This window comes from Candidatus Cryosericum odellii (assembly GCF_003570935.1).
GTDB lineage: Bacteria > Caldisericota > Caldisericia > Cryosericales > Cryosericaceae > Cryosericum > Cryosericum odellii.
On the sequence record NZ_QXIU01000046.1, the window covers coordinates 1 to 11620 of the forward strand.

At 58.8% G+C, this 11620-nt stretch carries 11 protein-coding genes; all 11 read left to right on the top strand.

Going from position 1 to position 11620, the window contains the following annotated elements; genetic code table 11:
* Nucleotides 1-55: 55 nt before the first annotated feature.
* Complete coding sequence (locus SMC5_RS01630) at nucleotides 56-1039, top strand: inorganic phosphate transporter (RefSeq protein WP_119119321.1); 984 nt, start codon at nucleotides 56-58, stop codon at nucleotides 1037-1039.
* A gap of 19 nt (nucleotides 1040-1058) precedes the next feature.
* Entirely contained in the window at nucleotides 1059-1700 is a 642-nt protein-coding gene (locus tag SMC5_RS01635) for a DUF47 domain-containing protein (RefSeq protein WP_119119322.1), read from the top strand.
* Between the two features lie 635 nt (nucleotides 1701-2335).
* Nucleotides 2336-2959 carry a response regulator transcription factor gene (locus SMC5_RS01640; protein WP_455423444.1) on the top strand — a complete coding sequence of 208 codons (624 nt, stop codon included), beginning with the start codon at nucleotides 2336-2338 and terminating at the stop codon, nucleotides 2957-2959.
* On the top strand, nucleotides 2956-4743 hold the full coding sequence (locus SMC5_RS01645; RefSeq protein WP_119119324.1) for a sensor histidine kinase: 1788 nt from the start codon (nucleotides 2956-2958) through the stop codon (nucleotides 4741-4743). The genes SMC5_RS01640 and SMC5_RS01645 overlap by 4 nt, the downstream gene beginning before the upstream one ends.
* A complete protein-coding gene (gene pstS, locus SMC5_RS01650; RefSeq protein ID WP_119119325.1) occupies nucleotides 4740-5798 on the top strand; it encodes a phosphate ABC transporter substrate-binding protein PstS in 1059 nt (352 codons plus the stop codon). Before SMC5_RS01645 ends, pstS (SMC5_RS01650) begins: the two co-directional genes overlap by 4 nt.
* 150 nt (nucleotides 5799-5948) lie before the next feature.
* Nucleotides 5949-7013, top strand: coding sequence for a phosphate ABC transporter substrate-binding protein PstS (gene pstS / locus SMC5_RS01655; RefSeq protein WP_119119326.1), 1065 nt, complete (start codon nucleotides 5949-5951; stop codon nucleotides 7011-7013).
* Nucleotides 6991-7920 (top strand): phosphate ABC transporter permease subunit PstC, encoded by a 930-nt coding sequence (gene pstC / locus SMC5_RS01660; RefSeq protein WP_119119327.1) that lies wholly within the window; start codon nucleotides 6991-6993, stop codon nucleotides 7918-7920. Before pstS (SMC5_RS01655) ends, pstC begins: the two co-directional genes overlap by 23 nt.
* Complete coding sequence (pstA, locus tag SMC5_RS01665) at nucleotides 7917-8753, top strand: phosphate ABC transporter permease PstA (RefSeq protein ID WP_119119328.1); 837 nt, start codon at nucleotides 7917-7919, stop codon at nucleotides 8751-8753. The genes pstC and pstA overlap by 4 nt, the downstream gene beginning before the upstream one ends.
* 11 nt (nucleotides 8754-8764) lie before the next feature.
* On the top strand, nucleotides 8765-9529 hold the full coding sequence (locus SMC5_RS01670) for a phosphate ABC transporter ATP-binding protein (RefSeq protein ID WP_119119329.1): 765 nt from the start codon (nucleotides 8765-8767) through the stop codon (nucleotides 9527-9529).
* 17 nt (nucleotides 9530-9546) lie between these two features.
* Nucleotides 9547-10224 carry a phosphate signaling complex protein PhoU gene (gene phoU / locus SMC5_RS01675; RefSeq protein WP_119119330.1) on the top strand — a complete coding sequence of 226 codons (678 nt, stop codon included), beginning with the start codon at nucleotides 9547-9549 and terminating at the stop codon, nucleotides 10222-10224.
* A gap of 121 nt (nucleotides 10225-10345) precedes the next feature.
* Nucleotides 10346-11431, top strand: coding sequence for a homoserine dehydrogenase (locus SMC5_RS01680; protein WP_119119331.1), 1086 nt, complete (start codon nucleotides 10346-10348; stop codon nucleotides 11429-11431).
* Nucleotides 11432-11620 lie beyond the last annotated feature (189 nt).

An 11620-nucleotide genomic window follows, 5' to 3' on the forward strand; every position in this document is an offset into this window, starting at 1 on the left:
ATATGGTATGTCTGGAATAAAATAGAAAGTAGTTTCTTGAAAGGATGCTTCTGACGTGACCCTTGCATACTATGGCTTCGTCTTGGCGGCGCTAGCCCTGCAGCTGCTTATGGGGGCCAACGACGGAGGAACATTACTTGGCTCGATCGTGGCAACGAATATCATTCGCCCAGTGTGGGCGGTCGTTCTCCTGTTCATTGCTATTGTCGTCGCGCCCATCGCGATTGGAACGGCTGTTGTCACAACGCTTGGCAATCGAATTGTGCCCCTGTCTTCTATCCGGATGGAGATGCTTTATGGGACCGTTGCTGCAACAGTGCTGTGGGTGTGGCTTGGAAAACGGCTGAGGTCTCCAGTCAGTATCTCATACACATTTGTCGGATCACTGCTGGGCTCTGCGCTGGCAGCTGGCCTGAGCGGCAGCCTCCACCGCCAATCTATCATCGAGATTTTTGGTGGAATGATTCTGGCTATTCTGGCAGGATTTGTTCTTGGCTATGTGTTCATCAAGGTCGTTGACGTTGCGGGCTCTCGTGCGACGCCGCGGGCCAATCGTGTATTCAAAGTGCTCCAGGTGTTTTCCTCTCTTGGGTTGGTACTCGGCTATGGGGCCAATGATGCAGCAAAGACCCTGAGCCTTCTCTATATGGCATCTGTTGTTCAGGGTCGAGCGTCAAGCCAAGCAACTATCGCCGGTACGACGTTGCTCGGGATCGTTTTCATCGTAGGAACACTTTTCCTCGGTGGTGGATTCGCGCAAACGAGTGGATTTCGACTCATGAAGTCGAGCCCGAAGACAGTTTTCATTGCTCAGGGAGCTACTGCCATTCTTACTCTGCTTTCTGCTCGACTGGGTTTGCCCGTCAGCAGCACTGAATCGTTGAACATGGCACTTGTAGGGACTGGTGCCGGTGAGCGTCCAGGCTGCGTGCGGTGGAATGTGGTAACGCATCTCGTGATAGCATGGATTATCACCGTCCCCGTTTCTATCTGTCTTTCGTGGGGCATCACCTCTGCCATTTTGTACTTGTTCCACTGAGCTGAAAGGAGTTGTTGTCATGCGCATATGGGATCAGATGTTCAGGAAGGGCAATGAGTTCCAACTGTTGTTGTCGGAACAAGGGACCCTTGCATACGAGGGCATGAAGGTGCTCTATGAATTTCTGGGAATCACGTCCGATGTTCAGGATGCCGGGGAAAAGAGACACAACATGCGTCTGAAACTGAAAAAGACTGAAGAGTCCGGTGACAAGGCTCGCAGAGAGCTCATCAACGCTATCAACAGCAGTCTGGTTACCCCACTTGAGCGGCAGGACCTTTTCAGTTTGAGCAACGTCCTGGACAATATCCTGGACTATGCTTTGAATACCACGGATGAAATGATCATTTATGACGTATACCCCGATTTCTACCTGACGAAGATGGTTGAGAAGCTGATGCGTGGCGTCCGCTATCTCGAGGGAGCATTAGAAGACCTTTTCCGGAACAAGCAGACCTCGAACAACAGTATTGTGAAGGCGAAGTCCATGGAAAACGAGGTTGAAGAGACGTATCACGAAGCGCTTGCGTCACTGTTCTCCGGAGACGATTTCAAGTACATGTTCAAAATGCGCGAAGTGCTGCGGCACATCAGTAATGCTGCCGACAGAGTTACTGACGCTGCGGACATTATCGGAAACATCATTATCAAGGACATGTAGCGGGCCCGGCCCCTGTATCAGGCATGACACCCAGGAGGAGATTGATCTCTTGAATCGGCTGTACCACAGCCTGCATATCCTGGTGAACTGATTCCTTCCCAATCAGAAGCTCCTCCACAAGGTGAGAACCGGGAGCCACATCACTAAGGTGTACGACCAAGCCCAGACCCCCGAGGACTTTCGTCCCATCCGAGGGGTGCTGTACCGTGTGCACGGATGCTGGGCCGGACGGATGTTCCCAAAGAGACAAAGCAACAGTTCAGAAAAGGAGACGCCCCGGGTGGGTTGAGCCCGGGGCGATGTGAAAAAGGAGGGAGAATTGCTGCTTGCTACAGCTACGAACAGTATAGTGCCCGGGAGGGCATTGCAACTGGACTTTTCACACTATTGTCACGCCTGCGGTAAACGCATAGTAGTCCGCGAACACCTGATGCCGACTAGTGAAGACCACCTGGGTAACATCACTGAGTTGTTATGTGTCGACTCTTACTATTGACATCCATGCTGGCAACAGTTCTTCCATCGTCCAACGGTCGAGAATAGCCTCTTGACTTGCCCGGACAAGGGTCTGATACTACACTAAGTGTGTCTTGCGGACAATCGCTCAGGGAGGTGAGATCATCAAACGCATAGCGGTGCTCGAGGACGACGATGACATCCGGGAGCTCATTGGCNNGTTCCTTGCGTGGCTCGATATCCAGAAGACTCCTCCGGACCTGCTGATCCTCGACCTCATGATGCCGGAGCTTTCTGGCGCCGATGTCATCAAGGCAGTGCGCAAGCGCCCGTCGTGCGACAACATGCCCATCGTCGTCTGCAGCGCCAAGGTTGCCGAGAGCGATGTCATCCTCACACTGGGATTGGGTGCAGACACATACGTCCGCAAACCGTTCAACCCCCACGAACTCGTCGCCCAGGTGGGCGCGATGCTTCGCCGCGCGCAGGCGGGTACCACCACGTCCCAGCAGAGGGCAATGACCGCGGGACCGATCTCTGTCGACTCTGCACGCAAAACCGCCAGCGTTGGTGGAAAACCGATCGACCTGACGCCGGCAGAGTACCACATCTTGACAATGCTGGTCGAGCGAAAGGGCTCCGTTGTCTCACGAGAGGACCTGCTGCGGGCCACCGGTGAGACCGACGCCGTAGAACGCGTCATCGACGTACATATCACCAGCATCCGCCACAAACTCAGCTACGCGGCACATCTGCTGCGCACATCACGCAGTTTCGGGTACTACATCGAAGAGGACACATGATTCGGGGTCGACCGTACGCCCTTCGCGTGTTCAGTGCCGTCCTTATCGTCGCCAGCCTCGTGCTTGCGACCGCACTGGTCATCGAGGTCGCGTCCGTTCATTATCAGGCAAACCTGGATGAGACTAGCCGCCTCGAGGCTTCCGCACTGCTGTTGTCCGACAGGTACGTCGCGGCGCTCCATGCCGGCAGCCCTGCTGCCCTCCTCGTCCGCGGGAATCTTCCCGCCGGACTTCGCCTGACCATCCTGGATGCCAGGGGTTCGGCTATCGCCGATTCAAAGTTCGATCCAGGATCGATCACCAACCGTATTGCCGATCCCGAAGTGAAACAGGCCGCCGCAGTCGGCGTGGGCGTCGTGGTGTCCTATCGCATCGAATCGGGCCAGCGCGAACGCACTGTCTGTGTCGCGATCAAAGACACGGGCTCGCTCATCGGCTTTGCTGTGGCAAGTTCACCGGTTGGCCTGACCTGGCAGTCGGCATCCGGGACGTTCTCCTGGGCTCTGCCTCTTCTGCTTGTGGTCAGCGCACTATGGCTCGTGTTGGCTGTCATTCTTGTACGCCTGGCGACAAGACCGATATCAGACCTCGCCGATGCTCTGGAACGTCATTCAGTACAGAGCCTGGCAGGCCTTGCAATGCGCGCCGACGTCACCGAGCTCGGACGAGCACAGAGAGCAAGTTATGCGCTGCTGCAGGAGAGTGAGGTGCTCATCGAGCGGGAACACTTACAATCCTCGGCACTCTCTGCCGTCCTGGACGCTGTTCCGCAAGCGATTGCCATTCTCGACAGCACCGGCGCCGTTCTCTCGGCCAACACGCAGTTCGACCAGTTTGTCGGTGCAGATGCGCTGCCAGTGGCGGGACACCACATTGCAGAACTCATCGCGCTCCCCGACTGCCTTGCAGCCATCGATCGCTGCGTCAGCGAGCATCAGCCACAGACAGTCGTCGCCGAGGACCACGGTCGGTACTACTCCTGCAGTGTCCACGAACTGGATGGGAAGGCATTTCGCCAACGGCGTGCGCTGGTCGTCCTCGAAGACATCACCGACGCCATGGCGTTGCCGCGCATCAAGGCCGATTTCGTCACGAACGCTTCCCACGAACTCAAGACACCCCTGACCGCTATCCGGGGGTATCTCGAACTGCTGCGGGAAGAGCCAGGCAATGCTCACTATCTGGACATCGTCGAGCGAAACGTCGACCGTCTCATCGCGCTTTCGTCGGACATCTCGCTTCTCTCCCGCCTCGAGAACAAGGCGCCGGAGATCGAGCTTGTGGACGTCAGCGAGCTGCAGCACGACCTGACAGAGCTGTTCGACAAACAGGGGCGCGAGACGGGTGTCGCCCTGCGGTTTTCGGTCAACAGCGAAGGGCGTTTCCTGTACGGTGACCGTCTGATGCTGCTGCAGATGTTCATCAACATGATCGAGAACGCCTATCACTTCACGCAGGCTGGAGCCATAACCGTATCCGCTACTGCAGATGTTTCTCATATCATCCTCAGTGTTTCAGATACTGGTCAGGGCATTCCTGCCAAAGATCTGCCACGCATCTTTGAGCGCTTCTATTCCCGTGCCAGCGACCACGGACGCCCCGGCACCGGCCTCGGCCTCGCCATCGTCAAGCGGATCGTCTTTGCTCACAACGGGACGATCGATGTCGAGAGCACGATCAATAAGGGAACAACTTTTGTCATTCATATTCCCAAGAACCTGGGGCCTCGCAGACCTGCTGCGACATCTGGACAACCATCCGACACGAAGAGGGAGGACCTATGAGACGCATGAAGCGTATTGCCGCATCTGTGCTGATTTGCAGTCTGCTGATCGGAACAGTCGGTTGCAGGACTGCTCCGGGGGCTCCAGTCAAGGACCTTGCTGTCGCTGGGTCCACGTTTGCCGAGCCCTTGTATGTCAAGCAGCTCGACGCGTGGTACCAGAAGACACAGGTGAAAGCTGTCTATGGAGCACTGAGCTCGTCCGGAGCTCTGCGCGCTTTGCAGGACCGCACGATCGACGTAGGGGCCACCGACCTCCTCTTGGAGGCCGAGGACCAAGCTCGTCTGCCGGCATCTATCCTTCAGATTCCGACCTGCCTTGGGGCTGTCGCGATCTGTGTCAACCTGCCGGGTAACCCCGCTCTCCGCATGGACGCCGCTCTCGTCTCTGCAATGTTCCGGGGTGACGTCAAGACGTGGAACGATGCCCGCATCACAGCGCTCAACCCTGTCGTCAAGCTTCCGGACACGCCCGTCGTCGTCATCCACCGTGCAGACGGCTCTGGCACTACGGGCATCTTCACGACCTACCTGGCCGCCGCCGATCAGACTTGGAACAACAAGGTCGGGGCCGGACAACTCGTCGCGTGGCCGGCCGGCATCGGCGCTACAGGTAATGCGGGAATGGCGGCCATGGTGCGGCAGACCACAGGGGCAATCGGCTACATGGAATACACGTTCGCTGTGCAGTCCAGCCTCAACTGCATCGCTCTTCGCAACCGCTCGGGCGCATTCGTCGTCCCCAGCATCTCCTCAATGCAGGCTGCTGTCCCGCCCGATGTGACCGCCGACCTTCAGGGAACGCTCCTGAACCGACCTGGCGCTACATCCTATCCGATCGTCAGCTTCACGTGGCTGGTGTTCTACAGAGACCAGGCCTATGACGGCCGGTCGCGAGAGCGGGCTGTGGCCATCTACAACCTGATCTCGTGGCTTCTTGGCGACGGACAGTCCCTTGCCCTGCCACTGCAGTATGGCGGCCTGCCCGAAGGCGTCCGAAAAGCAGCCATCGCCCTTCTCGAACAACTCTCATGGCAGGGAAAGCCAGTGAAATAGCCATAGAGACCAGCATGGGAGCCTGGGATGGTGCACTACAGTCTTAACACAATCTTAGCAACTGCTATACCACCTCTTAACCTGACAACGTATGCTGTAGATACAGGTCGTCTTCCCAATGGCGAGACCTGAAAAACTACGGAGGTCTGGATGAAGAACAGGCGGCACATTTCGATACTGTTGACAATACTGCTGACCGTCGCCCTTGTGGCTTCCGGCTGCAGTCCTAAGGGAGGTTCCACGACTGTCAAGGAATTGTCCGGGGCCGGCGCAACCTTCCCATACCCCCTTTATTCCAAGATGTTCGACACGTATGCCAGTACCACCGGCGTGCGCGTCAACTACAACAGCATTGGTTCGGGCGGCGGCATCAAAGCTCTCACTGACAAGACCGTCGACTTCGGGGCTTCCGACGCGTTCCTCTCTGATCAGGAGGAAGCGGCCATGGGCGCACCCGTCCTCCATATTCCTACATGCATCGGGGCCGTGGTCCTGTCGTACAATCTGGACGGAAACCCGTCGCTGAAGCTGGATGGCGCGGTCCTGGCGGGGATCTTCCTCGGAAAAGTCGTCAACTGGAACGACCCGGCGATATCGGCCCTGAACCCTGGAATCTCCCTTCCTGACCTCACCATCACGGTCGTCCATCGTTCAGATGGTTCCGGAACAACATCCATCTTCACCAGCTACCTGGCAGCCGTCAGCCCATCGTGGAAATCGACGGTCGGCGCCGGGAAGTCGGTGAGCTGGCCCACCGGCATCGGAGGCAAGGGGAACGACGGCGTCGCGGGCATGATCTCGCAGACGAAGGGGAGCATCGGCTACATCGAGCTTGTCTATGCGGTTCAGTCAAAGATGCCGTTCGCGTCGTTGAAAAACGCTGCCGGCACATTTATCACCGCGAGTCTGACGTCGTCTGCCGCAGCTGGCGCGGTCAATCTTCCCGACGACTTGCGCGTTGCGATCGTAAACAGCCCAGGGAAAGATGCTTACCCTATCAGCTCCTTCACGTGGATCCTCGTCTACAAGGAACAGAACTACGTCGGCCGCACCCTTGCCCAGGCACAGGCGCTCAAGAAACTGCTGACCTGGATACTCGCCGACGGCCAGTCCATCAACGAAGGGCTGTCCTATGCCAAGCTACCTGCGCCCGCCGTGACAAAGGCGCTTGCGCTCGTCAACTCCATGACCTATGGTGGCACAACCATCCCGTAACGATCGACGGGAAGCTGCCCGTGAGAGGGCGTTCACGGCCGCGAGCCTTGTTGCAGCCGTAGCTCTCGTCGCGACGATCGTCCTCTTCTTCGTCCAGCTCATCATAACGTCTCGCGCTTCCCGGGCCACATTTGGCTGGAACTTCCTGTGGCACAGCGAGTGGAACCCCGTCACCGAGAAATTCGGCGCCCTGCCTATGATCGTCGGCACGCTCGTCACAGGATTCGGCGCCCTCCTCATCTCGACCCCGTTCGCGCTGGGCATCGCCATCTTTCTGGCAGACTACGCCGGCAGGAAGGTCGCGGAACCGGTCAAATACCTCATCTCGCTGCTCGGCGGACTGCCGTCTGTCATCTTCGGCCTCTGGGGATTGTTCGTCCTCGTCCCCCTCGTCGGCAAGTTCGAGGTCTGGTTTGGCAAGCTGGTGGGCAGTAAAGCCCTGGTCGCCAGCGGCACGACCGGCGTCGGTCTCCTGGCAGCCATCCTGCTGCTGGCTATCATGATCTTGCCCTTCAGCGCATCACTTATCCTGGAAGCGCTGCTTGTCGTTCCCACCGAACTCAAGGAAGGAGCGCTCGCCCTCGGCGCGACGAAGTGGGACACGATCCAGAACGTGGAACTCCCGTACGTCCGCAGAAGCACCGTCGGCGCCCTCGTGCTTTCTCTCGGCCGGGCTCTTGGCGAGACGATGGCCGTTACCATGGTCATTGGCAATGGGATGAAGATGCCGACAAGTCTGTTCGATCCAGCCAATACTCTCGCGTCGGCGATTGCCAACCAGTTCCTGGAGGCAACGTCGCCCATCTACATCGGCTCGCTCATCCAGCTCGCCCTCATTCTGTTCGTCATCGCCATCATCATCAACATCATGGCACGCATCATCCTGAGGAGGGGGGTGCAGCAATGACTCCCCGGAAGCTGAAGAACAGCGTGATGGCATTTCTGGTCGCTGCATCCGCCGTGCTGCTCATTGGCGTCCTTGCCATCATCGTCTGGCACATCTTCATCTCCGGCGTCAAATACCTGAACTGGGACTTCTTCACCAAGACGCCGACGCCCATGGGCGAGAGCGGCGGCGGCGTGTTCAACTCCATCGTCGGCACCTTCCTCATCACGCTCGTGGCAGCCGCCATCGGGACACCGTTTGGCATGTTTGCCGGTATCTACGTCTCCGAACACCGGGGCCAGCGGTTCGCCGACATCGTGCGCCTGTGCGCCGACGCCCTGCAGGGTGTGCCCTCCATCGTCATCGGCATCTTCGGCTACACGTTCCTCGTTATGCGTTTTCGCAGTTACTCCGCCCTGTCGGCCAGCATTGCGCTCGCCTTCATGTTCGTCCCGACGACAACACGTGTCACTGAAGAAGTGTTGAATCTCGTCCCCTCCGGCCTCAAGGAAGCAGCATACGCTCTTGGCGCCAGAAGGTCGAGCGTGGTCTGGAATGTCAGTATCAAGACCGCGGCGGCCGGCATTACATCGGGACTGCTCACGTCCATGGCCCGTATCGCAGGGGAGACCGCACCTCTGCTGTTTACAGCCTTCGGCAGCCGGTATGTCGAGTGGAACATGCTGCGTCCGATGTCAGCGCTTCCGCTGCAGATCTTCGTCAATGCCAGCAGTCCATATCCCGCCCTCCAGCAGCAGGCCTGGAGCGCCGCATTTGTCCTCGTCCTGCTCATCCTGCTGCTCCAGTACGGCGCCAAACATCTCATCGCCCGCGTGTTGCGGGTGAAGGCATAAGGAAGGCAACCATGGAAGAACCTGTCATTGTTCTCGAAACACAGAAGATCAACGCCTGGTTTGGCAAGGATCAGGTCCTGTTCGACGTCTCAGGGCGCATCCCGAAGAACAGAGTCACCGCGATCATGGGTCCGTCTGGTTGTGGTAAGACAACCTTCGTCCGGACGCTCAACAGGTTGCACCTGATGACGCCTGGGGCCCGTTCCTCCGGCACTGTCCTCCTCGACGGCATCGACACGTCGACCATGGACATTGTGGACGTCCGCAAGCATATCGGCATGGTGTTTCAGCGGCCCAACCCCTTCCCTACGATGACTGTCTATGAGAACGTGCTTGCCGGCTACCGGCTTACCGGGCAGCGCCTCTCGCGGGAAAAAGCGGACCAGATCGTGGAGGCGACCCTGAACAAGGTCGGGTTGTGGGCCGAAGTCCAGAGCAAACTGTTCAAGGCCGGCACATCCCTTTCCGGAGGGCAGCAGCAACGCCTGTGCATTGCGCGCACGATCGCCATGGAGCCGGCAGTCGTGCTGTTCGACGAGCCGACCAGCGCCCTCGACCCGAAGTCGACGGCGATCATCGAAGAATTGCTGTCCGACCTCAAGTCTGACTATAGTATCATATTTGTGACTCACGGCCTGCAGCAGGCAGCGCGCATCTCAGATTACGTCGCCTTCTTCATGCTGGGCGAACTGGTGGAGTTCGGCGAGACGAAGCGCGTCTTCGTCGGCCCACAGGACAAGCGAACCGAAGATTACCTGTCCGGAAAGTACGGATGACAGGGAAGGAGTAGGCCATGCACGAAGAGAAACTGCAGGAAATCAAAGACAAGCTGTTTGTGTTCAGCGCCTTGGCCAGTTCCATGGTGGAAAAAAGCACGAGGGCTATCGTCACGAAGGACGAAGCTCTTGCCAAAGAGGTCATCGACGTCGACGAGCCCATGGCAAATGACTTCGACCACGCCATCGAACGCGAAACCATCAACTTCATCGCGCTGTACCAGCCTGAAGCGCGGACCCTGCGCAGCGTCTACATGTACGCTAAGATCGGCACGGATCTCGAGCGCCTAGCGGACCATGGCGTCAAGATCGCCGAGAGTGCGGAGTACTTGATCGCGCGGCCCGATATCAAGCCCTACGTTGACATCCCCCGCATGAGCGAAGAAGCTCGGAAGATGCTGGCCGACGCAATGACGGCGTTCTCGACCCAGAACACCCGTCTTGCGATCGCTGTCGTGGAACGCGACGATATCGTCGACAACCTGAGCCAGCAGATCCTGCGCGAGTTGCTCACCTACATGATGGCCGATCCCAGCACGATCGATCGCGCACTGCAGGTCCTATTCATCAGCGGCAACCTCGAGCGTGTCGCCGACCTGGCGACCAACATCGCCGAAGACGTCGTCTTTGCCACCACCGGGCGCCTCATCCGCCACAACCGCCTCAGCAAGGAAGAGCTCGACAAACTGCACTGAGGCATGACCTTGACCGCCAGGCCATCGGGTGTGAACCGGCATCGGCCGCCTGTGCCAATGAACCGCGTCACGTACCCTTGGATCCAGAGACAATAGCGCGCATCATCGAGGAGGAACTGCAATGAAAACAGCACCCACAACACACGTTATCCAGCTGGGATATGGCAAGGTCGGCGGACCGCTGGTCCACCTGGCGGTCGAGAACCGGGCACGCATCGAGCACGAGACCGGCGCCCATCTGCAGTACGCCGCTGTCGTGCGCAGCAGCAGCGTTGCACTGGGTGACGACCTGGCACTGCGAGCAGCCGACAGGGGGGCCGCCTTCGATGAATGGACACAGCGCGCGCCCGGCATGACGCTTGACGTCCTGGATCCCATCTTCGACCGCTTCGGGCTTCCAGATGCCACACGGTACGTGCTGGTCGACGTCACGGCCACAGCCGAGACAGGGCCTCTGCTCCTGGAAGCCCTGGGGATGGGCATCCCGGTCGTCACGGCAAACAAGATCCCTCTCGCGGAGACGCCCGGCTGGTTCGAGCAGGCGCGAGCAGCAAGCCAGCACGCCAGCACGCCATTCCGCTATGAATGCACCGTTGGTGGCTCCCTGCCTGTCATCAGCACACTTGTCGACCTCATGACGACAGGTGACACCATCCAGCGCATCGTTGCCCTGCCCAGCAGTTCGCTGTCGTGCATCCTGGGGGGCTTCAACCGCGGGCTTCCGCTGGACACAGCTATTGCAGACGCGATGCGGAGAGGGTTTGCGGAACCAAACCCACTGACGGACCTTGCCGGCCGCGACGCTCTGCGCAAGATCGTCATCCTGGCCAAGACCATGGGGCTCCCCACGAGCATCGGTGACGTCGACCAGGAGCCGCTGCTCGACCAGGACTACCCGGATTTCGAGGCATTCCAGGGTGAGGGCATGACACGTCTCACAGCCCACTTGACGGCAGCCCGGCAGCCAGGGATGGTCACCTACTACGTTGGCTCAGCCTCCGCTGATGGGGCTGTGACGCTCGGTCTCCGCAGCTTCCCGCAGGCATCCGTCTGGGGGACACTGGAACCCTCTGAGAACATCTTCCTGTTCAGCACCAGCCGGTTCGGTGACCTCCCGGTCGTCGTCCGCGGCATCGGTGGAGGACCCATCCTTACCGCCTCAGGCGTCCTCGCGGACATTATCAAGGCCGCACAGAGACAGATATAGGAACGCTCTATCCGACGCTAACTCTGTGCCGGCTCCTGCCCTGGCCCGGCATACCGCATGTACTTGCTCCACAGGTCGAACAGCTGTGCGGTCGCCTTGGCATCACCCAGACAGTACCGTGCGATCTTCATGTACTCGCCGGCTGCGTACAGGGCAGCGACATCGCTCCCATGCACCTCGCGCTTCGGC

Excerpts from the sequence above, each read along its gene's own strand:
- SMC5_RS01635 (WP_119119322.1), top strand. The coding sequence starts at position 1,059 with ATGCGCATATGGGATCAGATGTTCAGGAAGGGCAATGAGTTCCAACTG.
- SMC5_RS01645 (WP_119119324.1), top strand. The coding sequence starts at position 2,956 with ATGATTCGGGGTCGACCGTACGCCCTTCGCGTGTTCAGTGCCGTCCTT.
- pstS (WP_119119325.1), top strand. The coding sequence starts at position 4,740 with ATGAGACGCATGAAGCGTATTGCCGCATCTGTGCTGATTTGCAGTCTG.
- pstS (WP_119119326.1), top strand. The coding sequence starts at position 5,949 with ATGAAGAACAGGCGGCACATTTCGATACTGTTGACAATACTGCTGACC.
- pstC (WP_119119327.1), top strand. The coding sequence starts at position 6,991 with ATGGTGGCACAACCATCCCGTAACGATCGACGGGAAGCTGCCCGTGAG.
- pstA (WP_119119328.1), top strand. The coding sequence starts at position 7,917 with ATGACTCCCCGGAAGCTGAAGAACAGCGTGATGGCATTTCTGGTCGCT.
- SMC5_RS01670 (WP_119119329.1), top strand. The coding sequence starts at position 8,765 with ATGGAAGAACCTGTCATTGTTCTCGAAACACAGAAGATCAACGCCTGG.
- phoU (WP_119119330.1), top strand. The coding sequence starts at position 9,547 with ATGCACGAAGAGAAACTGCAGGAAATCAAAGACAAGCTGTTTGTGTTC.
- SMC5_RS01680 (WP_119119331.1), top strand. The coding sequence starts at position 10,346 with ATGAAAACAGCACCCACAACACACGTTATCCAGCTGGGATATGGCAAG.